Below are 22,016 nucleotides of genomic sequence, written 5' to 3'. Positions count from 1 at the left end.
GGATAACGCGGGTCCTTCAGGTTCGGATTCGATTCAGACTCAGACGAAGCGGACGTCGCAACTGCCGATGCCGGAGATATGCATCGACAGTGCATCGCCGGCCGTGACCGGAATCAGCTTCGCGAGCGAGCCGGACAGCACGATCTCGCCGGCGAGCAGCGGCACGTCGAATTCGGCGAGCGTGTTCGCGAGCCACGCGACCGCGTCGGCCGGGTGGCCGAGCGCCGCGTCGCCGCGGCCGTGCGCGACCGGCTCGCCGTTCTTCTCGATCGTCATCTCGCACGCGGCGAGGTCGAGCGTGCGCGGGTCGACGCGCGCGTCGCCGAGCACATAGACGCCGCAGGACGCGTTGTCGGCAACCGTGTCCTCGATCCGGATCGCCCAGTCGCGGATCCGCGAATCGACGATCTCGAAGCACGGCGCGACGGCGGCGGTCGCGGCGATCACGTCGGTGCGGTCGATGCCGGGGCCGCGCAGGTCGCGCGCGAGCAGGAACGCGATCTCGCCTTCGGCGCGCGGCGCGATCAGCGAGTCGGCGGGAATCGCTTCACCCGCCGCGTAATGCATGCCGGACAGCAGGATGCCGAAGTCGGGCTGGCGCACGTTCAGCATGTCCTGCACGGCCTGGCTCGTCACGCCGATCTTCTTGCCGACGACGGATTCGCCTTGCGTGACGCGCCGTTCGATGAAGCGCTGCTGGATCCGGTATGCGTCGTCGAGCGACAGCCGGCGCGGGCGGCCCGACAGCGGCGTGACGGGCGCGCGGGTGCGCCACGCGGCGTACAGCTCGTCGCCGAGCGCCGTATGCAAGCGGGAAGACATGAAAGGGCCCTCGAATGGAAAAGGCCGCCGTCGCGGGCGGCGTGGTGCGCCGGAGCGGAGCCCCGGCGCTTCGGTACGGATCGTTCGATCGTCAGTTGCCCGAACTGCGGATCGCGTCCGGCGAGAAGTACGCCTCGGTGAACTGCGGGCTGTTGTCGAGCTTCGGCATCGGGCCTTCGTTGGTCAGGCGGTCGGCCATGTACGCGCCCGATACGAGGTCGTGGTAGAACACGACGCCCGGATAGAACGTCTTCGCGTCATAGGCGTAGAGCGTCGTCGCGACGTTGGTGCGCCAGAGCTGGCCGCGTGCGTCGTAATTGTCGGCGAGAGGCGTCATCCACGAATCCTCGTCGAGATACAGCACGCGTTTCGCGTACTGGTGGCGGTAGCCGTTCTTCAGCGTCGCCTGGAGCACCCATACGCGATGCAGTTCATAGCGGATGTACGACGGGTTCTCGTGGCCCTTGCCCAGCAGGTCGCCGTACTTGACCGAGCTGTCCATCGCCTTGTAGTTGTCGTACGGCACGTAGATTTCGCGCTTGCCGAGGATCTTCCAGTCGTAGCGCTCGCCTGAGCCATTGAAGAGACGGTCGTCGTCGACGGTTCGGAAGCCGCCCGGGCCCATCGGCTGGTCGTAGCCGTATTCGGGCGCCTGCCGCACGCGCCGCGTGCCGGGGTTGTACATCCACGTGCGCGACGCGTTGTCCGCGCCAGCCTTGTCCCAGTTCGTGAACGAGAGGATCAGCGAGCCGCGGTCGGCCAATGGCAACTCCGTGGCGACGCGCGCGTAGGTCCGGTTGTTCAGGTCGCTCTTCACGTCGTACTTGCCGACGTTGCGCGGCGAGTAGATGTCGTAGCGCACCTTGCCCCACGCAATGTTGCCGTCGGAATAGACGACCGCCTGGTCATAGGTCGCCTGTTCGGTTCCGATTGCCGACGACATGCGCTGATTCCACAGCAGTTCGGCGGCGGTCTTCGGAATCGGATAGGGGACCTGCGGCGGCGCATTCGTGAGCCCGTTCGCGTCCGACGTCATCGTCGAATCGGGCGCGTACGTGCGGATGTCCTTGTAGACCGAATCGGTATAGCGGAAATCGCGATGGCTCGGATAGACGACGATCTTGAAGGTCGCCGGATAGCGCTTGAACATCGCCTTCTGGCCGTCGGTCAGGTGCTCCGCGTACTGCGCCATGTTCTCCGCGGTGATCGTGAACAGCGGCTTCTCGTTCGCGAACGGATCGGGGTAGCGCCCGCCGCGCTTGTACTGGACGTCCGGCGGCATGCCGAGCCATTTGCCGGTCCACTCGGGAATGCCGCTGTCCTTGCTCGCGGCGCGCACCGCGCCCATCGGCGTCAGCGTGCTGTCGAGCGACTTCAGGTCGTCCGGCGTGATCTTCGAGAACGATGTCGTCGTGACGGTCGCGCACGCGGCGAGCACCGACGCGCGCAGGAGGGGGAGAGCAATTCGCTTCATGACAAATCCTCTTGCTGGAAAACGAGCGGCCGGGCCGCTCAGAAGTGATAGGTCGCCGTCGCCAGCACGTAGTCGCGATCGGCGAGCGGACGCGTGACGGGGTTCGGCGAGCCGAGGAACTTCGCGTAGACGAGCGACAGCGACAGGTTGCTGAGCCGCGTGAAGGTGACGCCCGCGGTCACGCGGTGGTCCCCCTGGCCGGTCAGCGAACCGAGGCCGCCGGCGAGCGGCGACGTGCCCGTCAGGTCGTGGGTGTAGGTGAGCGGCACGTCGAGATCCCAGCCGTTGAACACATTCTTGTAGCTGAGCGTCCAGGCCACTTCGAGCGCGAGCGCGTTGCGCGAGTTCGTGAGCGTGTTCGAGCCGTCGACGGCCGAGATGCCGCCCGCGTGCACGTACGTGATTTCACCGATCAGCGACTGCGAATTCGCGAGGAAGCTCGGCCCGATCGAGTAGATGCCGGACAGGTTCACCTGCGTGACGTTCGCGCGCGTCGCCTGCGCGCCGGTCGGCGTGTTGACGAGCACGGCCGCGCCTTGTCGGTACGACGCTTCGCCCGCGACGTTGACGGGGCCGACCTGCGTCGAGAAGCTCGCGCCGGTCAGCTTGATGTTGTTGAAATAGGTCTGCTGGTACTGGAGCACCGGATAGAACGACGTGACGACACTTGGGTTCATGTCGTTGTAGTGCAGGTGATACAGGCCGAGCTCGGTGTCGCCGAACACGCGGAAGCGTGCGCCGATACCCCACTGGTTGCGCGCACTCGGCTTCTCGTCGGCGCCGCGCGGGATCAGCATCCCGCCCGGGCCGATGATGAACTGCGCGCCGGGGCCCACGACGTCCGAATAGCTCCAGTAGGTGCCGGGCGCGGTCAGGCGGTTCTCCTTGAACGCGAACTGGTAGTACGCGAGCAGGCTGAAGTTCGGCGTGATCTGCCACTGCGTCGAGATCTGCGGCACCGGCAGCAGGATGTCCTTCACCTCGGCGCCTGCCACATACGACTTCGTCGCGTCGGCAGGGCCCTGCGCGCCCGCGATGTTCGGGAAGAACAGGCTTTCGCCCCACGCGACCACCTGGTCGCCGACCTTCACGTTCAGGCTCGTCGCGCCGATCTTGAACGTGTTGTACGCATACGCGGCGAGCAGCGTCGTGTGGCCGCCCGACCAGTAGCGCGCGTCGCTCGTGAAGTTGTTGAACTGGCCCGTGTGGTTGACCGTGTCGGGCGCGTCGTTGTAGTTCGGGCGGTGGTACGCCTGGTCGTAGAACGTATCCGCGCGCACGAACACGCCCCAGTCGTCATGCTTCAGGTTCACTTCGCCGAGCAGGCTGACCTGGTTCTCGATCAGCTTGTTCTTCGCGAAGTTGCGGTCGCCGTCGTCGCCGTTGATGTTCGCGGGCGTCAGCAGATTGCCGCTCGGCGCGCGCGTGCGCATGCCGAGCCCGTAGCTGAGCTGGAACATGTAGTCCAGCGTCGTGTCGGCGCCAAGCTCGATCGTGGTGCCCGCGTGCGCCGTGGGGGCGCATGCGAGCAGCGCGGCGGCCAGCGTCGACAGCGTGGCGGTTGCCCGCTTGTCGGTACGGCGCGATTTCCGTTGATGCATGGTGTCTCCTCTGGGGGTATCGACGACGGTCGACTCGTTGTGTTGTCGTGAGTGGCAGAGTAGGGAGATCGCGGTAGCAGGGAATCGTCAAAATGAACTAGATGACTTCCCTAAGGGCTGCTGACGGTGGCCGCGGGACGACGCGCGAGCGCCACGCCGGCCGCGCGTCGCACGACCGTTCACCGCGATTTGGCCTGTACTGCGACCTGTGCCGCGGCGAGGAATGCGGGCCGTTCGCCGCCACCGTCGAGCCGAAGGTTCGTGCCGGACGCGTAGGAAGCATCGGGCGACGCGAGAAACAGGCACGCTGACGCGACGTCATCCGGCGTCGCGAGGCGGCCGGCCGGAATCGTCGCGCAGATCGCGGCGAGCGCGTCGGTGTCGCCGTAGTGGCCGTCGGTGGCCGCGTCGGTCTGCACGAGGCTCGGGCTGATCGCGCACACGCGCACGCGCGGCGCCCATTCGACCGCGAGCGAGCTCACCGCGTTGACAAGGCCCGCTTTCGCGGCGCCGTAGGCCGCCGTGCCCGGCGACGGCCGCGATGCGCTGACGCTCGCGATGAACAACATCACGCCGCCGTCCGGCTGCGGCTGCATGATCGCGTTCACGCGCTGCGCGAGCTGCAGCGGCGCGATCAGGTTCAGGCGCACGATCGATTCGGTGAAGCGCGGCGACGCGTCGGCCGCGAGTGCGAACGGCGAGCCGCCCGCGTTGTTGACGAGCACGTCGAGGCCGCCGGCCGCCGCGCGGATCGTGTCGAGCATCGCGTCGACCTGCTCGATGTCGCGCAGGTCGGCCGCGATGAAGGCGGCTTCGCGGCCGCCGGCCGCCGGTGGCGCGTCAGGCGCGCTACGTCCGCAGACGAATACCCGCGCACCCGCCGCGAGGAAGCGTTCGGCGATGCGCCGCCCAATGCCCTTGGTGCCGCCCGTCACGAGCACCGTCTTGCCGCTGTAGTCGAATCCGTTCATCGGTGGGTCTCCATCTCAAGTGGAGCCGATGATAGGAAGATCCGCGCGCGGCTTCGTAGTCTGAAAGGATGATGCCGGCCGTGGCGCACGGCGCAATCATCCGGAAACGCATCCTGCGACCGACGAAGGAGACAACCAGCCATGACCACCCCAACGACCGTGCCGGGCGGCACCTTCACCGACGCGCCCGGCGGTTTGCGGCTCCACCATTTCGAGGCGGGCGCGGGCCGGCCCGTGGTGTTCATCCACGGCAGCGGCCCCGGCGCGAGCGGCTTCAGCAACTTCAAGCACAATTACCCGGCGTTCGCGGCGGCCGGCCACCGCGCGATCGTCGTCGACCTGCCGGGCTACGGCCAGTCGTCGAAGCCGTCAGACGTCGCGTATACGCTCGATTTCTTCGTCGGCGCGCTGCGCGCGCAGCTCGATGCGCTCGGCATCGGGCCGGCCGTGCTGCTCGGCAACTCGCTCGGGGGCGCGATCGCGCTGAAATACTCGCTCGACTATCCGGACAGCGTCGCCGGGCTGATCATGATGGCGCCCGGCGGCGTCGAGGACCGCGACACCTATTTCCGGATGGAAGGGATCCAGCGGATGGTGCAGCTGTTCACCAATCGGCAGATGAATCGCGACACGATGCGCGAGCTGCTGACGCTGCTCGTCCACGATCCGGCACTCGTCACCGATGCGCTCGTCGACGAGCGGATGAAGGTGTGCGTCGAGCAGCCGACCGAGGTGCTGTCGACGATGAGCGTGCCGAACCTGACCGGCGCGCTGGCCGACGTGCGCTGCCCCGTGCTCGGTTTCTGGGGCACGGACGACCGGTTCAATCCCGTCACCGGTGCGCTCAAGTTCCTCGAGCGCTGCCGCGACGCGCGCTTCACGCTGATGAACCGGTGCGGTCACTGGGTGATGGTCGAGCACGCCGAATACTTCAATCGGGAATGCCTCGATTTTCTTGCGACCCTCGATGCGCGGTAATGCGGGTTGCGCAACGGATAACTGATGCAAACGGAGACGTGATGAAACTCATCGAAGAACTGTTCGACCTGCGCGGCAAGGTTGCGGCCATCACCGGCGGGGCACGGGGGATCGGCGCGGAAACGGCGCGCACGCTGGCCGCCGCGGGCGCGGCGGTCGCGATCCTCGACGTGCTGTCGCAGGAAGCCGAGGCGCTGGTCGAAGAGATCCGCGCACGAGGCGGGCAAGCCGTGTACTGGTGGCTCGACGTGACCCGCGAGGCGGACGTCGCGCGCGTGTTCGGCGAGATCGCGACGCGCTTCGGCCGGCTCGACGTGCTCGTCAACAACGCCGGCATCGACGGCCCGAACGTGCCGACGCACGAACTCACGCTCGAGCAGTGGCAGCGCGTGCAGGACGTGAACGTGAACGGCGTGTTCCTGTGCACGCGCGCCGCGATTCCGCATCTCGAGGCGGCGGGCGGCGGGTCGGTCGTCAACCTGTCGTCGATGTACGGGATCGTCGGCGGCCCCGACGTGCCCGCGTACCACGCGTCGAAGGCCGCGGTGCGGATGATGGCGAAGGTCGACGCGATGCTGTATGCCGCGAAGAACATCCGCGCGAACTCGGTGCACCCCGGCTACATCCGCACACCGATGCTCGAGGAAGCGTTCCGCCACATGGGGCAGGACCCGGACGCCGCGTTCGGCTACATGCAGTCGAACGTGCCGCTCGGCAAGATCGGCAGCCCCCGCGACATCGCGGCCGGCATCCTGTACCTCGTGTCGCCGGCAGGCCGTTACGTGACGGGCGCGGAGCTCGTGATCGACGGCGGGTACACGGCGCGCTGATGCGGCGCGGCCACGCAACGGAACAGGAGACACGCAGTTGAAAGTGCTGGTGGCGGTGAAGCGCGTCGTCGACGCGAACGTGAAGGTCGGCGTGAAATCCGATCAGTCGGGTGTCGAGATCGCGAACGTGAAGATGTCGATGAATCCGTTCGATGAAATCGCGGTGGAAGAGGCGGTGCGGTTGAAGGAGGCGGGCGTCGCGACCGAGGTGGTCGCGGTGTCGGTTGGCGTCGCGCAGGCGCAGGAAACGCTGCGCACGGCGCTGGCGATCGGCGCGGATCGCGCGATTCTTGTCGAGGCGAATGCGAGCGTCGAACCGCTCGCCGTCGCCAAGGTGTTGAAAGCGCTGGTCGACAAGGAACAGCCGCAGCTCGTGATCCTCGGCAAGCAGGCGATCGACGACGATTCGAACCAGACGGGGCAGATGCTGGCTGCGATGGCGCGGCTGCCGCAGGCGACGTTCGCGTCGAAGGTTGCGCTGGCCAATGGGAAGGCAACGGTCGCGCGTGAAGTCGACGGTGGCGCGGAAACGCTGTCGCTGACGCTGCCGGCGGTCGTGACGACCGATCTGCGCCTGAACGAGCCGCGCTACGTGACGCTGCCGAACATCATGAAGGCGAAGAAGAAGCCGCTTGAGACCGTGAAGCCGGAAGAGCTTGGCGTGAACGTCACGCCGCGTCTGAAGACACTGAAAGTGGCGGAGCCCCCGAAGCGCGCGGCCGGCGTGAAGGTGCCGGACGTGAAGACGCTGGTCGAGAAGCTGAAGACCGAAGCCAAGGTGCTGTAAGAGGGAGCGGAAAGAAAATGACGATACTTGTAATTGCCGAACACGCCCCCTCGAAGGAAGCCCTCGCCGAGGGCGGCACGTCGATCAAGGCCGCGACGTTGAATACCGTGGCGGCAGCGCGCGCCATTGCTGCGTTCGGCGGCGGCGACATTCACGTGCTGGTCGCGGGTCACAATGCGCAAGCGGCTGCGGATGCGGCGGCGAAGATTGCTGGCGTCAGCAAGGTCCTGCTGGCCGACGCGCCGCAACTGGCCGCGGGCCTCGCGGAAAACGTCGAGGCAACCGCGCTGAACATCGCAAAGGACTATTCGCACATCCTGGCGCCGGCGACGGCCTACGGCAAGAACATCGCGCCGCGCATCGCTGCGAAGCTGGACGTTGCGCAGATCTCGGACATCACGGCGGTCGATTCGGCCGACACGTTCGAGCGCCCGATCTACGCGGGCAATGCGATTGCGACGGTGCAGTCGAGCGACGCGATCAAGGTGATCACGGTGCGTTCGACGGGCTTCGATCCGGTTGCAGCGGAAGGCGGCAGCGCAGCGGTCGAGAAGATCGAAGCGGCGGCAGATGCCGGCATTTCGCAGTTCGTGAGCCGCGAAGTGACGAAGCTGGACCGTCCGGAACTCACCAGCGCGAGCATCATCGTGTCGGGTGGTCGTGGCCTGGGCAGCGGCGAGAACTACACGAAGGTGCTGGAGCCGCTGGCAGACAAGCTGCAAGCCGCACTCGGCGCATCGCGCGCGGCCGTCGACGCCGGTTACGTGCCGAACGACTATCAAGTGGGCCAGACCGGCAAGATCGTCGCGCCGCAGCTGTACATCGCGGTCGGCATCTCGGGTGCGATCCAGCACCTGGCCGGCATGAAGGATTCGAAAGTGATCGTCGCGATCAACAAGGATCCCGAAGCACCGATCTTCGGCGTCGCCGACTACGGTCTCGTCGGCGATCTGTTCACGCTCGTGCCCGAAGCCGCGGCCGCGCTCTGATCCGCATCGATCAGACGCTCTACCAACCTCGCATACGGGCCGACACGATGGCGCTCTTCGAATTCAACGGGATGCAACCGCGCGTGCACGCATCCGCCTACGTGCACCCGAGCGCCGTCGTGATCGGCGACGTGACGATCGGCGCGCGCTGCTACATCGGCCCGCACGCGAGCCTGCGCGGCGATTTCGGTGCGATCGTCGTCGAGGACGGCAGCAACGTGCAGGACGGCTGCACGTTGCACGTCGGCATCGGCGAAACCTGCCGGCTTGGCGTGAACAGTCACGTCGGCCACGGCGCGATCGTGCACGGCGCGACGCTGCTGCCGGACACGATGATCGGGATGAACGCCGTCGTGATGGACGGCGCGACGATCGGCGAAAGGACCATCGTCGCCGCGTGTGCGTTCGTGAAGGCCGGTCTCGACGTGCCGCCCGGTGTGCTGCTCGCCGGCGTGCCGGGGCGGGTGGTGCGCCGGCTGAGCGACGCCGAGGTCGAAGCTAAGGCGCACGGCACGAGGATCTATCAGCAGCTCGCGGCCGACTGCCTGCGTACGCTCAGGCCGATCGACGGTTGAGCAGGGTGTCGTACCCGTCGAATGCTGCAACGGGACGCCAAGCGGTTTCGCATCACGAGTGCGGGAACGCCCTATGATGTCTGGTCCACGCCCATCACGGTTGATGATGACGGCTTGCCACAGGGCCACGGCTTGCCTGCCATCGCGGCGCAGCAAGATGGCACCGTCTGGAATCCCTGGCGGTGGGACGCCGTAGCAAGTCGCGACCCTCTCTCGACCGCTCTGAGCGCACGGCCGTAAGCGACCCGGGAAGGCGGTTCTCGACGGCTCCTCGATATGGTTGGTCGTTTCTTGGCGGTAGACACCTAGTGGCCGCCGGCGATCAGTGCCCCGCGTGCCGCGTGTGTCGCAGGCCTGCCCGACGCCTTCGCGTCGTCCTGGTTGGACAGCGCCGTCGACGATGCCGCCGGCTGCCATTGCGTGTTTCTTCTCCGAAACAAAGCGGGGCGTCTTCGCCGACGCGATGCGGTTTTCCCCCGTCAAGCATCCCGAGGATGCCGCCGCGGTCGGGGCCTGGCATGTTGGTTGCTTGAGTCGTGGGATTCGCGCCTTGGCGCGCATGTGATGTCGCGCTGGGTGCACCGCGCGTCGGCGCTCGGCTGAGAGCGGAGGAGCCATGGTCTACCGGTCCCGTGACAGAGCGCCTGCTTCGACCATGCCTTCGTCGGGGCGCGGGCGTTCGGAACCGGCGGTGCGCGGGGAGGGCTTCGCCCTTGCCAAACTCGCCCCGCCTCGACTCGCCACGGTCCATCCGCGCGAGCGCTTGTTCGGGCTGCTGGACGGCGCTCGCAGTCATCCGGTCGTATGGATCTGCGGCTCGCCCGGCATTGGCAAGACGACGCTCGCCGCCAGCTACCTCGAGGCGCGCACGCTGCCCGGCCCTTGGTACCAAGTGGACGCCGGCGACGGCGATCCGGCGGCTTTTTTCTATTACCTTCGTGAGGCCGTCCCGTCCCGGCAGCGGGCGGCACTGCCGCTGCTCACCCCGGAATACCTGCCCGATCTGGCCGGCTTTACGCGACGATTCTTTCGCGCCTTTTTCGCGCGCCTGCCAGCGCCTGCGGCAGTCGTGTTCGACAACTTTCAGGAAGCACCGGCCGCGAGCCCGCTCGGAGCAATCATCCGCGACGCAGTGGCGGAACTTCCCCGAGACACTAATCTCATCGTCATCAGCCGCGTCGAGCCACCGGCCGAATGCGCTCGCCTCCAGGCCAACCGGCACCTGGCCCTGCTGGGCTGGGACGAATTACGGCTGACCCTGGCGGAATCCGAAGCCATCGTTGCCCTTCATCACAAGGGCCGCGTCGAGGAAGCCGCGACCCTGCACGAATGCGCCGGTGGCTGGGCAGCCGGGCTCACCTTGCTCCTCGAAAGCGAGGCGCTACCCGCCGCGGTGCACGAGCGTAGCAGCGCCGATGGAACGCGGGTGGTGTTCGATTACTTCGCCACCGAGGTTTTCGACCGGGCTCCCGAGGAGTTGCGCGCGCTGTGGTCGAGCACGGCCTGGCTGCCTCGCTTCACCGCAAGCATGGCGACGGAGTTGAGCGGCATCGACGGCGCGGCGCGCTTGCTCGAGCAGCTGTGCCGTGAGCGTTACTTCACCTATCAGCAAGCTGGCACGCCACCCAGCTACCAGTATCACGCGCTTTTCCAGGAGTTCCTCTGCAAGCGAGTGGGTTCCTGTCAGGGAGCGGCCGGACAGCGCGACCTCGCTCGCCGCTCAGCAGCCCTCCTCGAGCGCCATGGCGACTTCGATGCGGCTCTCGCCGCCTACCGCCAAGCGGGGGACTGGGAACACGCGCAACGCGTCATCCTCACGCAGGCACCGCGCTTGTTCGCCGTGGGCCGGGTCGCCACCATCAAAGAGTGGATCGGGACCATGCCGGCAACGATGGCGGAAGCCTCCCCCTGGCTCAAGTTCTGGATGGGCTCCTGCCTGGCCCAATCCGGCGCCAGCGCTGCCGGCCGCCAGGCGCTGGAGCAGGCCTACGACTGCTTCAGTCTGAGCGGCGATCTTGTGGGCCAGGCTCAAGCCGCGGCTGCGGTCATCGACACCTACTTCATGGAACTTAACGAACACGTCCCGTTGGATCGTTGGATCGATGTCCTCGAGGCGCTGTTCGCCCAAGATCCGGTCTTTCCGTCGCCGGGGATGGAGCTACGGGTTCGTGCCAGCCTGCTTGTCGCGTTGGCTTACCGCCGCCCGCAAAACTGTCAGGCGGCGCGTACGGTCGAGCGGGTCTGGCAACTTTGTCGCTCCGAGGTGAGCGCTGCAGAGAAGCTGCAAGCAGCGACCCAGCTGGTCAACTACCTGGCCGTAGCCGACAGCGCCGAGCGCACACGGGAGGCCGTGATTGAATTCAGCCCCCTGGGCCGCTCCCCGGAAACGACCCCGATGCAACGGATAACATGGGCCTACGCCGTCGCTTTGTCCCACCTGAACATCGCCGACTTCGCTGCCGTGCGGCAGGTGATCAGCGAAGCCCATGAGCTAGCCAATCAGAATGGTCTCGTCTTTATCCTGGATTTCCTGCGTATGTTCAGGCTCTGGGGGGAACTGCCCGCCGGTGACGTCGACTCGGCATCACAAGCACTCGATGACATCGGCGGACGCATCGACCACGCGAGGCACAGCGATGTCGGCCTCTATCATTTCATGCGCTCGTGGGTGGCCTTCCTGCAGCGGCGTCACGACGCGGCGCTCGACCACGCGCAGATAGCCGCCACAAAGGGGCGGCATCTGGGCATGGTCGGCCCCGTCATCTGCTGTCTCGGCGGCTATGCCCAAGCCCTGGCCGAGACGGGAGCTGTTGATCGTGCGCTGGAAATCGCACGTGAGGCCACCAGCTGGGTGAATACGCCAGGCACCGGGATTTACCGGTTCAATGCGCTGCTGGTCGAAGGCGAGATGTTGCGCCGCCTGGGCAGGCAGGGGGAGTATCTCGCCACTCTGCGGGAGGCCTTGACCGTCGGCCGCGTCGGCGGTTATTTCAATTGCCCACAGTGGCGCCCGGAAATGATGTCTCCGCTTTGCGTCACCGCGCTGGAAGCCGGCATCGAAATCGACTATGTCCGGCAGCTGATCCGCCGCCGCGGCCTGGCACCGCCTAGCGTCGACATCGAGCACTGGCCCTGGCCGGTGTCCGTTCATACCCTCGGGCGCTTCGTCATCTTTATCAATGACGAGCGCCTCAAGTTCCCGGCCAAAGCACCGAAGAAGCCACTCGAGCTGCTCAAGGCGGTCATTGTTTCGCGCGGTCGCGGCGCGTCCATCGAAACGCTCTGCGCCGAACTCTGGCCGGACCTGTGCGGCGATGCCGCCGCCAACGCCTTTCACTTGGCACTGCACCGGTTGCGCAAGCTCCTCAGGGCCGAGGACGCGCTATCCGTGGAGGACGGCAAGCTCTCCTTCGATGCGCAGCTCATCTGGGTGGACGCCTGGGCCTTTGAGCGCCTGGTGGGTCAGGCGGAGACCCTCGCCCGGTCAGTCATCGGGCAGGATCCGGGCCCCGCGCAGGCGCTCGCCTCGCGCATGCTCGAGCTCTACGGCGGACATTTCTTGAGCGAGGAGCAAGCGCCCTGGGCCATCGCCCACCGCGAACGCCTGCGCAGCAAATTCCTGCGCGCCGGCTCTCACCTCGCCCTCGCCCTGGAAGAGGCTCAGCGCTTCAGCGAGGCGGCCGATCTCTACCGCCGGGGGCTCGAGCTGGACGCCTTGGCCGAGGAGTTCCACCGTGGCCTGATGCGCTGCCTGGCCGCGCTCGGGCGCGTGGCCGAGGCGGTGGACGCCTATCGCCGCTGCCGCGACATCCTCTCCGTGACGCTCGGCGTCGAACCGTCTGCCGAAACGAAGGCTGTCTATCGCGCCCTGAAGGGCTGAAGTTCAAGCCGCGCGCACCGCTTCCTTCCCACCTGACTTCCACCGCACCGCCCGGCGCGAATTTTTTTGCAATCGGAAAGTGATCCGACAGTCGCGTCTTGCCATCCTGCATTCCACGCAAGCAGTGCGTTCGACTCAACCAGCACGGGGCGACATGCAACCGGAAAGCTACGTGGTGCGGCTCTATCGGCGGACGAAAGCCGACCCGGCGGAAATCGTGGGCGTTGTGGAATGGCCGGCAACTGGCCGCCAAGCAGCCTTCCGCGGCCTCGCGGAACTCTGCGCCATTCTCGCCGCACCCCACCGGCATCTTCGCCGCTACGGTGCGAGCCCCAAGCCGATCGTCGGCCCGCGCGGCCCGCGCGAGCCATGACCAACAGAGGAGGTGGGCATGCCGGTAGCAAACGCGATCTCGAGCGCTCGCCCCCTCACGGGCCTCGGCGATTTGTTGGGCATACAGGCTGCGCCAACTGTAGTCGTCGCCCCGAAGGAAGCTCACCTCGTTGTCGCGCTTCACGCTCAGGCGATGAACAACTCGTCACGTTTCTCCTTTCATGGAGCTCGCTATGAACGATTTCGTCACGCTCGTCAGAACAGCATTGCAGTCTTCGGCAATCGCCATCTTGCTTGTAACGGCATTAAGCGGATGCGGCGGAGGTGGCGACAGTGGCGGTGCGGCCGGTTCTCCAGCCAACCATGATTCTGGTTGGCCGGCACCGGCAACCGCGGGATAGTGACCGCCGACTCCCATCCCTGCCAAGCAGTCCATGTGGCCACCTCAGCAGGCACCCTATCGAATGGAGGCATCAAATGATTGCAAGTAATCTTGTCTCTTCGCGCTGCGGATCTTTGCGTACACAACGTCGGTCGAGTTATCGGAACGTTTTGCGTTCTCTCCTGCTTTTCGCGGCGTTGGCGATCAGTGTGTGGTCACTCGGCCAGACCGCACGGGCGCAGGAGCTCTTCATTGGCGACGCCATAGACAATTCAGTCAAGCATTTCGATGTCTCGAGCGGGACATTTCTTGGTGATTTTGTGCCTAGGAGCGCCGGGCTGCTCGGGCCCATGGGGATGATTTTTGCAGGTAACGAACTCGTAGTCGTCAATCAAAATGCGGGCACTAACGTAAACGGCGAGATTTGGCGCTTCGAAGCCAAGACCGGAACTTTTGTCGCGAAACTCGTCGCCGCGAGCAACCTGAACGCGCCTTTCGTTCCGCAGGGCATGGTGCGCGGGGGACCGCTCAATCACTTTTATGTGGCCGATGAGGGTACACAGGGGAATACTTGTGACAATCAAGGCAACGTTAAGGAATATGATGCTGCGGGTGCCGTCTCCAGTAATCTCGACCGCCACAATTTCAGTGCGGCGTTCTATCCACGCGGAGTAGTTTTCGGGCCCGACGGTCTGCTATACGTCTCTGCGAGAGGCTGCCCCCTCTCGACAGACCCGAGCGCTCCCCTTATCGGTTACGTCTTGCGTTTCAACCCGCACACCAAGGCGTTTGTCGACGTGTTCGTATCCAACGCCACTGTTGCAGACTTGCACCGCCCCGAGGGCCTGGTCTTCGACAAAGATGGCAATCTGTGGGTCACGAGCTTCCGTGCAAGTTCCAGCGACACCGATAAAATCCTGAAACTCGATGGAAAGACCGGCAATCTGCTCGACAAGCTCGAGCTGGATACAGCCGGCGCGCCCAGGTCATTTGCGCAGGCAATCATCTTCGGGCCGAATGGCAAACTGTTCATTCCCATCACGGGCAACGACCCCAACACAACAGGTGAAGTACGGCGTTGCGACACTCAGACAAAGGAATGCCTCGTCGTTGTCCGGGCTGGCATACTTCAGCAACCGTGGTTCTTGATCTTTAGGGACAGTGACCCGGCAACGCTCAGCTACCACGACTAAAACTGTGCGAGAGCCCAACGACCCTGGCGTTCATTTCATGCGTTTCCTGGCGTGCCGCCGCGTCGATGCCGTACGCCATAAGAAATGACGCCGCTGACGGTGGCGGTCACAAAAAGCAGGCCACCGCCGGAGGACGTGTGGGGCGCGGCGAGGGCACTGGCCCAGACTGAACACGTTCTGTGGCGGTGTTTCCGGACCGACTTGCCTGCTTGGCGCTCGCTATCCTTCAGTCCTTTGCGTGCGGGTGGAAGTACTCGATGTCTTCCACCCGGGCAGGGCCCTTCGCCAAGCCTAAACGCTCAGGGGGAGCTTCGCGTCCTTACTGTCCTTAGGCGGAAGCAGTCGTTCCAATAGTGGCCTTCAAGAAACTAAGGACTACGCTACACAAGTGTGTCCCATAGTGATTTGCTGCGAGTCCACGCCGATCCGACGGGGCACCATTTCGGCCATCGAACGGAAAATCGGCGTGCGTTCCGCGATGCAACCGCAGTCCAGAGAGATGCGAGGAATACCATGTTGAAGGCTTTCTTCATACTGCTTGGATTCCTGTGTGCCGGAGAATTGTTCGCGTCGGGATCGGCAGCAGCTGAGCCGGAACGCGTACGTGCGGCATACGCGCCGATGTTGATTGCGCAGCTCGACGGGCACGATGGCCCGGTCAATTCCGCCGCCTTCAGCCCGGACGGCCGGCGAGTGGTCACCGCGTCCGATGACAGGACTGCGCGGGTCTGGGACGCGTCGACCGGCAAGGAAATTGCGAAGCTCACCGGTCATCGGCGCAATGTCGTGTCTGCCGCCTTCAGCCCGGACGGTCAGCGGGTTGTGACTGCGTCCAGTGACCAAACCGCGCGGGTGTGGGAAGCGGCGACCGGCAAGCAGATCGCACAGCTCATCGGGCATCGTGGCGAGGTTTTCTCCGCCGCTTTCAGCCCGGACGGCCAGCGCGTGGTGACTGCGTCCGAGGACAAGACCGCGCGGATCTGGGACGCGGCGACCGGCCAGCCAATCGCTCAGCTCACCGGACACAATTGGGCAGTCTTCTCCGCCGCCTTCAGCCCGGACGGCCGGCGGGTGGTGACTGCATCGGCGGACCAGACCGCGCGGGTGTGGGACGCGGCGACCGGCCAGCCGATCGCGCAGCTCAACGGACACGGGCAAGCGGTTATCTGCGCCGCCTTCAGCCCGGACGGTCAACGGGTGGTGACTGCATCCTTCGACCGGACCGCGCGGGTCTGGGACGCGACGACCGGCCAGCCAATCGCTCAGTTCACCGGACATAAGTGGGCAGTCTTCTCCGCCGCCTTCAGCCCGGACGGTCAGCGGGTGGTGAGCGCGTCCGTTGACCCGACGGTGCGGGTGTGGGACGCGGCGACGGGCAACGAGGTCGCGCAGCTCAACGGGCATCAGAGCAGCGTTCGCTCCGCCGCCTTCAGCCCGGACGGCCGGCGGGTCGTGACCGCATCCTATGACCGGACCGTGCGGGTGTGGGACGCGACGACCGGCAAGGAGGTCGTGCAGTTCGACGGGCATCGGGACACGGTTTTCTCCGCCGCCTTCAGCCCGGACGGTCAGCGGGTCGTGACCGCGTCCTATGACCGCACCGCGCGGGTGTGGGACGCGATGTTCGGCAAGTGATCGCGCTGCTCACCGGCGCCCTTATCGGAGCGCTGTCGGGCCTTTCAGCGGACGCTTGCCGTCGATGATGGCCTTTGCTTCATCAATGGCAGCATCCAGCGCCCAGCTTTCGCGACGGTAGCCTTCTTCCGCAAGGCATTGAACCGGAATTTGCATGGCGGGTTGAGCAGCGGTGTCGTTCGGGACAAGCACGAAGCCATGAAACCCGAATATCTGCAAATCCGCACCGCCGATACCTTGTTTCGGGAGCGTTTGAACTGAATATTCAAAGCCGTTGTGCGTGTTCTCAGCGCGGGCCATGTTCGTCTCCAGTGTGGTCGTTCCTGGATCCTAGCACCATCGAACAGGGCACGATTGCAGCGTCGGACGAACGCGGGTCTGGCGCCATCTGCGTACCGGCCGTTCTCGCCCGAACCCGGTCCAATATGGCACCGACAAGGCGATCCGCTGCCGGTGGAGATCGCGTCCGGCACAAGTCGTCCCACGCCGGTCTTGCGACCTGTCGTTCCGGTATCGGCGGTTGCCCCCAACAACCGGCCATTCGAAATGGCCGGGTTCGCGACGATCGCTACGCCGCCCGATCGAACTTGTGTGCAAACCGCTGCATCGCCCATTCGATGAAGACGCGCAAGCGCTGGCTCATGTGCCTGTCTGGCGGATACACGAGGAAGTAAGGGTAGGGATCCGGCTGCCACGCCGACAAGAGTCCCTTCCTGCGCAGCGCTGCGGTCGCATCGGCAGACATCGGAAACACGCGCGCGGACATGATCGAGCAGCGTGTTTCAATTCCGAAACGAGGCCGATGTGTGAAAAGGCCGCATGCGCGATCGACTCGTGACTGTGAAGCCGCCTCGCTCGCCAGGCGCGCTTGGTCGCGGCAATCAACGTGGGCACGTGTATCAATGCTGAAACCCTTTCACTCGCCCAACGTGCCCATCGCCGCATTGCGCGCGTCAAGTCGGTATGTACGCCCAGAACGCATGAGTGGCACGCCATTTGCGAGGGGGGATTGCGTCCACGGGCGAGTGAACCGCATTGAGGGAAACGTTGCAAGGGCAACCGGTCGGCATCGAGGCCCCGGAATCATGACATTCACGTTCACGCTGATCGATCTCGCTGGCTCGATTGCACTGGTGCTGCTCGGCACGCAGATGCTTCAGACCGGCATGCAGCGCGCATTGGGCGCTGGCCTTCGGTCGCTGCTGGAAAGGGCACTTTCCGGACGATTTCCGGCATTCTTCGGCGGCTTGGGCGTCACGGCGGTGCTGCAGGGCAGTGCGACGACTGCAGTCATGACGGGAGAATTCACCGCGCAGGGGCGCGTCGGCCTTGTCCCGGCGCTGGCAGTCATGCTCGGCGCGAACGTGGGGACGACAGTGATCGTGCAGGCGCTTTCGTTTGAGGTCGAGAGCGTGTCGCCGGCCCTGGTCCTCGTTGGCATGCTGATGTTCCGCAAGGTATCGAGCACGCGCGCACATGAGTTGGGGCGCATGTTCATCGGGCTGGGCCTGCTGCTGCTCGCCCTGCACCATCTGCAGGAGTTGATGACAGACTACGAGGATGCGCCGAGCCTTCGGATGTTGCTGGGCGACGTATCCACGTGGCCTCTGATCAACGTCTTGCTCGCGGCTGGACTGACCTGGGCCGCCGATTCGAACGTGGCAATCGTTCTCCTGATCATGTCGCTCTGCGCACAGAACGTCGTGCCACCCGATACCGCTTTCGCACTGGTGCTCGGTGCCAACCTGGGCGCGGCAATCCACCCGATGCTGGAGGGGACGGCAACGCATGATCCAGCCGCGAGGCGCGTGCCGGTCGGCAATCTGCTCATTCTGTCGGTCGGCGTGGTGATTGCACTTGCAGCACTGACGCCGATCGGCTGCATCATGGTCAGGATCGAACCGGACAACGGGCGGGTGGTGGCCGATTTTCATACGCTGTTCAACCTGTCACTGGCCTGCCTGTTCCTGCCGCTGCTTACGCCATACGCAGATCTGTTGACCCGGCTGCTTCCTTCGCTCGTGACGGTCTCCGGCGCGCCACAGTCGCCGTACGTTGATCCGCTCGCGGGGCAGGTGCCTGAGGTAACACCCGGCCTGGCGGCCCACGATGTGCTTTCCGTCGCCGATGCGCAATACGGGATGCGCTCATGGGCCCGTGCCGTATCGATCGGTCGTGCTGGAATGCTCGTCATGGAAGACCCTCGCCACGACGACGTTCTGGATGACGTCATCCTTGCGCCCAGGACATCCGTGACATGTCCCGATACCGGGCAACTTGCCGGCTACGATGGACGGGGCCGGCATGAAGGCAATGACCGCCTGCACGAGGACACGCGAAATCGTATCGAAATCAGGGAATGCGTCGGCCATACGCTCGAGCACATCGGTGCCGACGGCAACGTGCAGACGTACTACCCGGCGAAGTCGCTGTGGCTCACGCTGCAAGACATCCAGGTCGTCAGGCGGCTGGAACCGGCGGGAGGGACAAGCTATTCGACGCTGTCGACCTATGTCCAGGGGACGGCGAGCCTGGACGATTGCTGTTTGTCGATCATGGGCGAAGCGCAGAACAACACGCGCACGGTACACATCACCTTCGCGGCGCGCGAGATCGGCGTGACTGAACGGCGAGGCCTTCGCGACTTGCAGGACGAACTGGGTATCGCGTTGTCGGACGATCCGTTGGGCACGGCAAGGCTCGGCTACAACCCAGCCGATGACGAGATGCGGGAGTCGGCACGGTGGTGGGCGTTGTGCGACGTGCCGGCAAGCAGCATGCAGGCGCTTGCCGACGGCATCGAGGCAGGACAGGTGACCGCTGTCCAGGCTGGGTTGTGCCTGCGGGGCGTCTACACTTCGATCCCGCCTGGCGCTGCGCCGACGGGTGGATTCCGCGCGTTCCTGAGGCCCGGCACTGATGGCAGTGCATTGGACGCTGCGGCAACGGCCAGCGGATATGTCGTGTATCTCGCCATCGATCTCCCGAAAGTCCGTTTGCCTGGCGATGGCCGGCTGGCGCAGGTGCCGGTACGCACGGGCGACGGGAACCCGATCGGGGCGCTGACTGAAAGGCTCGACAAAGTATTCACCGGCTTGAAGTGGCTCGTTGCACTGGTCGCGATCCTTGTTGTGGTTCTTCTGATCAAGGGTCGCTGACAACCAGCGCGCCAAGGTCTGCGGATCGGGTTACGGCGAATACTTGCGCATGAATCCCCGGTATGGGTCAGCGATCGCATCATCGTCGCGCAAGATCCGGGTGGCGGGCCAACCACGCCCGCCGCGTCACCCGCCAGCCGTTCCCGACCGCCTGAACCGGCTCGGCGCCATCCCCGTCCATCGCACGAACGCGCGCCGGAACGCTTCCTCGCCGCCAAACCCCAGATGCGCGGCGATCCGTGCGACCGGCCAGTCCGTGTCGAGCAGGCAGCGTCGCGCGGCGTCGGTCAGACAGCGCTCCCGCAACACGTGATACCCCGTGCCTTCCGCGATCAACCGTCGCCGCAGTGTCGCGTCGCTGACGCCGAGCCAGCCGGCCAGTTCCGGCAGCGCGGGCAGCGCCTGCTCGCGCGCGAGCGCCGCGTCGAGAAAACCGCGCACCCGTTGCCCCCACGACATCGCGGCAGGCGCCGCATCGATCAGACGAAACGGAAAGTCGACGAGGAAGGCGTCCAGCTCCGCCGGCTGCCGGACTACACGGCACGCGAGCTGCGCGGCATCGAATGCGAATCCGTAGGTCTTCCCGCCAACCGCGACCGGCGCGTTGAACAGCCCGAGCAACGGCACCGCATCGTCGCGGCGCGGATGGCCAAGCCAGACTTCGGTCAGGCGCACGGGCTGCCCGATCAGCCAGCCGAACAGCTGCAGGTAGCAGAACAACCCCGTCAGATCGACGAGACAGGCGGCCGTGCTGCGCGTGCGGCGCAGCGAATCCATGTCGAACGACGCGATCTCGCCGCGCATGGTCAGCGTCAGCGCACCCGCGCGCGGCAGCAGCATCTCGCAGAACTCGGCCGCGCAGCGGATCGCGTCCGCGAGCGTGCGGCAGCTCAGCAGGCAGCGGCACATCAGGTCGACCTCGCGCTTGCGCATCGGCGGGTGGCCGTCGCCGTGCGCGACTTGCGCCTCGAGCCGCTCGATCGCGTCGCGGTACAGCGCGACGAAACCGCCGGGTGTCATCCCGCGCGCATCCGGCAACGCACCAGGTACGTCAGGTGCGCCAGGTGCGCGCGGCGCGGCGCCGCTGCGCGTCAGTTCATCCAGCAGCCGCGCGCCGAGGCCGGGCAGGAGCCGGCTTCTCGCCGGCAATGTCTGTTCTCTCATGCGATTCCCGATGCGCACGCCGCGGCAGATCTCGGAGCGGCGCTGTTTTGACTGCCGCGATAGCGGTCGTTGAGCGAATGGGTAGGGGTCGACCCGCCGGCATCACGCAAGAATCGTAGCCATATCTGCCGCACGCGGCCTCGCTCGAACGGCGTAGTCGCGGCTGCACGCCTGCGCCGCTTGCCGCGATTCGGGCCACGATAGCAGAGATACCGCAACGAACGCCCTCGGGAAAACACACGAATGATCCAGATCCTCGACGAAATCACGCTCGCGCCCGAGCGCATACCTGACGTGCTCGCGCTGCTGCGCGAGCGCTACCTGCCGAGCCACGCGGCACGCGGGCTGACGGCGCTCGGCCGCTGGGTGTCGCCGCCGGTGGCGATTGCCGGACAGCCCAGCACGCTGTGGCTGTCGTGGCAGGTCGCGGACGCGCCGGCCTACTACCGGATGCGTGCGCTGACGAACGCCGACGTGGTCGCGTTCTGGGCCGGCGTCGACGCGCTCTGCGACGCACGGCGCCGGCACGTGATGACCGACGCCGATGCACCGCTGCCGTTCGTTCCGGAGGTCGGCCATGCGGCATGACACGGCTCAGGTATTTGTCGCCGCGGACACCGATGCCCGCGCGCTCGACCGCACGCTGCACGATCACGTGAACGCGCTGCCCGGCGTGCGCCGCGCGCATCTGTCGCGCAACCTCGAAGGCAGTTGGGGCGCCGGCGCCTACACGCTCGATCTGCTTCGCGAAGACGACGCGCCGGACCTCGAATCCGTATCCGCCGATCTCGCGGCGCTACCGGGCATCGCGCGCATCGATGCCGCCACGTGCCGCGCACTCGGCGGCGGCGTGCGCGAGCCGGCCCTGCGCGACGGTGTCTGGCGCACGCTGATGCTGCGCACTCGCGCACAGGCCACCGGCGCACAGGTTGCGGCGCTCGAACGCGACCTGCTGCGGATGCCGGCCTGCATGCCGGGCATCCGCAACTGGCGCCTGAGCCGGGTCGCCGCGCCCGGCGGATGGACGCACGTATGGCACCAGGAGTTCGCGCGCGTCGACGACCTGCTCGGCGAATACCTGCTGCATCCGTTCCACTGGGGCTGGGTCGACCGCTGGTTCGACGCCGAGCATCCCGACTGGACAGTCGACGCGATTTCGCATGCGTTCTGCCCGCTGGCGTCGAGCCTCCTGGCCGACGCCGGGCCGATTGCGCAGCGGAAATTATCGGACGATTAGACATACC

Annotated in this window: 18 protein-coding genes; 12 read left to right on the top strand and 6 right to left on the bottom strand. The window is 65.8% G+C overall.

Translation table 11 applies throughout. From position 1 onward, the window contains the following. Positions 1-39: 39 nt before the first annotated feature. The 4 genes from dmpE to ACV22Z_RS31780 form a co-directional block, all read right to left on the bottom strand. Positions 40-822: a 2-oxopent-4-enoate hydratase gene (gene dmpE / locus ACV22Z_RS31795; protein WP_448080206.1), complete on the bottom strand. Its 783-nt coding sequence runs from the start codon at positions 820-822 to the stop codon at positions 40-42. 91 nt (positions 823-913) lie between these two features. Then, positions 914-2,296, bottom strand: a complete 1,383-nt coding sequence (locus ACV22Z_RS31790) for a DUF1329 domain-containing protein (RefSeq protein WP_448080205.1) — start codon at positions 2,294-2,296, stop codon at positions 914-916. Between the two features lie 38 nt (positions 2,297-2,334). Then, a complete protein-coding gene (locus ACV22Z_RS31785) occupies positions 2,335-3,897 on the bottom strand; it encodes a DUF1302 domain-containing protein (protein ID WP_448080204.1) in 1,563 nt (520 codons plus the stop codon). 179 nt (positions 3,898-4,076) lie between these two features. After that, on the bottom strand, positions 4,077-4,868 hold the full coding sequence (locus ACV22Z_RS31780) for an SDR family oxidoreductase (protein ID WP_448080203.1): 792 nt from the start codon (positions 4,866-4,868) through the stop codon (positions 4,077-4,079). A gap of 141 nt (positions 4,869-5,009) precedes the next feature. On the opposite strand from ACV22Z_RS31780, the gene ACV22Z_RS31775 reads away from it, so the two are divergent. From ACV22Z_RS31775 to ACV22Z_RS31735, 9 genes are all read left to right on the top strand, one after another. Continuing rightward, the gene (locus ACV22Z_RS31775) at positions 5,010-5,846 is read left to right on the top strand and encodes an alpha/beta fold hydrolase (protein WP_448080202.1); all 837 of its coding nucleotides are present in this window, start codon (positions 5,010-5,012) and stop codon (positions 5,844-5,846) included. A gap of 41 nt (positions 5,847-5,887) precedes the next feature. Continuing rightward, positions 5,888-6,676, top strand: coding sequence for an SDR family NAD(P)-dependent oxidoreductase (locus ACV22Z_RS31770; protein ID WP_448080201.1), 789 nt, complete (start codon positions 5,888-5,890; stop codon positions 6,674-6,676). A 37-nt stretch (positions 6,677-6,713) separates the two neighbouring features. Beyond that, positions 6,714-7,463: an electron transfer flavoprotein subunit beta/FixA family protein gene (locus ACV22Z_RS31765; RefSeq protein WP_448080200.1), complete on the top strand. Its 750-nt coding sequence runs from the start codon at positions 6,714-6,716 to the stop codon at positions 7,461-7,463. Between the two features lie 17 nt (positions 7,464-7,480). Next, positions 7,481-8,452: an electron transfer flavoprotein subunit alpha/FixB family protein gene (locus tag ACV22Z_RS31760; RefSeq protein ID WP_448080199.1), complete on the top strand. Its 972-nt coding sequence runs from the start codon at positions 7,481-7,483 to the stop codon at positions 8,450-8,452. 47 nt (positions 8,453-8,499) lie between these two features. Continuing rightward, the gene (locus ACV22Z_RS31755; RefSeq protein ID WP_448080198.1) at positions 8,500-9,027 is read left to right on the top strand and encodes an acyltransferase; all 528 of its coding nucleotides are present in this window, start codon (positions 8,500-8,502) and stop codon (positions 9,025-9,027) included. A 616-nt stretch (positions 9,028-9,643) separates the two neighbouring features. Next, the gene (locus ACV22Z_RS31750; RefSeq protein WP_448080197.1) at positions 9,644-12,907 is read left to right on the top strand and encodes a BTAD domain-containing putative transcriptional regulator; all 3,264 of its coding nucleotides are present in this window, start codon (positions 9,644-9,646) and stop codon (positions 12,905-12,907) included. 154 nt (positions 12,908-13,061) lie between these two features. Continuing rightward, complete coding sequence (locus ACV22Z_RS31745; protein WP_448080196.1) at positions 13,062-13,280, top strand: hypothetical protein; 219 nt, start codon at positions 13,062-13,064, stop codon at positions 13,278-13,280. A gap of 437 nt (positions 13,281-13,717) precedes the next feature. Then, on the top strand, positions 13,718-14,815 hold the full coding sequence (locus tag ACV22Z_RS31740; protein ID WP_448080195.1) for a hypothetical protein: 1,098 nt from the start codon (positions 13,718-13,720) through the stop codon (positions 14,813-14,815). A 513-nt stretch (positions 14,816-15,328) separates the two neighbouring features. Continuing rightward, positions 15,329-16,450: a WD40 repeat domain-containing protein gene (locus ACV22Z_RS31735; RefSeq protein WP_448080194.1), complete on the top strand. Its 1,122-nt coding sequence runs from the start codon at positions 15,329-15,331 to the stop codon at positions 16,448-16,450. Positions 16,451-16,471: 21 nt separating this feature from the next. On the opposite strand, the gene ACV22Z_RS31730 is transcribed toward ACV22Z_RS31735, so the two are convergent. Then, positions 16,472-16,750, bottom strand: coding sequence for a hypothetical protein (locus ACV22Z_RS31730; RefSeq protein WP_448080193.1), 279 nt, complete (start codon positions 16,748-16,750; stop codon positions 16,472-16,474). A gap of 785 nt (positions 16,751-17,535) precedes the next feature. On the opposite strand from ACV22Z_RS31730, the gene ACV22Z_RS31725 reads away from it, so the two are divergent. Next, the gene (locus ACV22Z_RS31725) at positions 17,536-19,608 is read left to right on the top strand and encodes a Na/Pi cotransporter family protein (RefSeq protein WP_448080192.1); all 2,073 of its coding nucleotides are present in this window, start codon (positions 17,536-17,538) and stop codon (positions 19,606-19,608) included. 126 nt (positions 19,609-19,734) lie between these two features. Here the strand turns inward: ACV22Z_RS31725 and ACV22Z_RS31720 are convergent, their stop codons facing one another. After that, positions 19,735-20,772 carry a helix-turn-helix domain-containing protein gene (locus ACV22Z_RS31720; protein WP_448080191.1) on the bottom strand — a complete coding sequence of 346 codons (1,038 nt, stop codon included), beginning with the start codon at positions 20,770-20,772 and terminating at the stop codon, positions 19,735-19,737. Between the two features lie 243 nt (positions 20,773-21,015). On the opposite strand from ACV22Z_RS31720, the gene ACV22Z_RS31715 reads away from it, so the two are divergent. Together ACV22Z_RS31715 and ACV22Z_RS31710 are read left to right on the top strand one after the other, a co-directional pair. Further along, positions 21,016-21,360, top strand: coding sequence for a hypothetical protein (locus ACV22Z_RS31715; RefSeq protein WP_448080190.1), 345 nt, complete (start codon positions 21,016-21,018; stop codon positions 21,358-21,360). Further along, entirely contained in the window at positions 21,350-22,009 is a 660-nt protein-coding gene (locus tag ACV22Z_RS31710) for a Dabb family protein (protein WP_448080189.1), read from the top strand. Before ACV22Z_RS31715 ends, ACV22Z_RS31710 begins: the two co-directional genes overlap by 11 nt. The last annotated feature ends 7 nt before the right edge of the window (positions 22,010-22,016 follow it).

This window comes from Burkholderia sp. PU8-34 (assembly GCF_053427725.1).
The sequence above is the reverse complement of the archived record's forward strand: the minus strand, read 5'-3'. Positions and strand labels throughout refer to the sequence as shown.

Bases quoted from the DNA above. Each gene is read 5' to 3' on its own strand.
- ACV22Z_RS31730 (WP_448080193.1), bottom strand. From the start codon at position 16,750: ATGGCCCGCGCTGAGAACACGCACAACGGCTTTGAATATTCAGTTCAA.
- ACV22Z_RS31760 (WP_448080199.1), top strand. From the start codon at position 7,481: ATGACGATACTTGTAATTGCCGAACACGCCCCCTCGAAGGAAGCCCTC.
- ACV22Z_RS31710 (WP_448080189.1), top strand. From the start codon at position 21,350: ATGCGGCATGACACGGCTCAGGTATTTGTCGCCGCGGACACCGATGCC.
- ACV22Z_RS31725 (WP_448080192.1), top strand. From the start codon at position 17,536: ATGACATTCACGTTCACGCTGATCGATCTCGCTGGCTCGATTGCACTG.
- ACV22Z_RS31740 (WP_448080195.1), top strand. From the start codon at position 13,718: ATGATTGCAAGTAATCTTGTCTCTTCGCGCTGCGGATCTTTGCGTACA.
- ACV22Z_RS31770 (WP_448080201.1), top strand. From the start codon at position 5,888: ATGAAACTCATCGAAGAACTGTTCGACCTGCGCGGCAAGGTTGCGGCC.
- ACV22Z_RS31750 (WP_448080197.1), top strand. From the start codon at position 9,644: ATGGTCTACCGGTCCCGTGACAGAGCGCCTGCTTCGACCATGCCTTCG.
- dmpE (WP_448080206.1), bottom strand. From the start codon at position 822: ATGTCTTCCCGCTTGCATACGGCGCTCGGCGACGAGCTGTACGCCGCG.
- ACV22Z_RS31790 (WP_448080205.1), bottom strand. From the start codon at position 2,296: ATGAAGCGAATTGCTCTCCCCCTCCTGCGCGCGTCGGTGCTCGCCGCG.
- ACV22Z_RS31745 (WP_448080196.1), top strand. From the start codon at position 13,062: ATGCAACCGGAAAGCTACGTGGTGCGGCTCTATCGGCGGACGAAAGCC.
- ACV22Z_RS31720 (WP_448080191.1), bottom strand. From the start codon at position 20,772: ATGAGAGAACAGACATTGCCGGCGAGAAGCCGGCTCCTGCCCGGCCTC.
- ACV22Z_RS31785 (WP_448080204.1), bottom strand. From the start codon at position 3,897: ATGCATCAACGGAAATCGCGCCGTACCGACAAGCGGGCAACCGCCACG.
- ACV22Z_RS31735 (WP_448080194.1), top strand. From the start codon at position 15,329: ATGTTGAAGGCTTTCTTCATACTGCTTGGATTCCTGTGTGCCGGAGAA.
- ACV22Z_RS31775 (WP_448080202.1), top strand. From the start codon at position 5,010: ATGACCACCCCAACGACCGTGCCGGGCGGCACCTTCACCGACGCGCCC.
- ACV22Z_RS31715 (WP_448080190.1), top strand. From the start codon at position 21,016: ATGATCCAGATCCTCGACGAAATCACGCTCGCGCCCGAGCGCATACCT.
- ACV22Z_RS31755 (WP_448080198.1), top strand. From the start codon at position 8,500: ATGGCGCTCTTCGAATTCAACGGGATGCAACCGCGCGTGCACGCATCC.
- ACV22Z_RS31780 (WP_448080203.1), bottom strand. From the start codon at position 4,868: ATGAACGGATTCGACTACAGCGGCAAGACGGTGCTCGTGACGGGCGGC.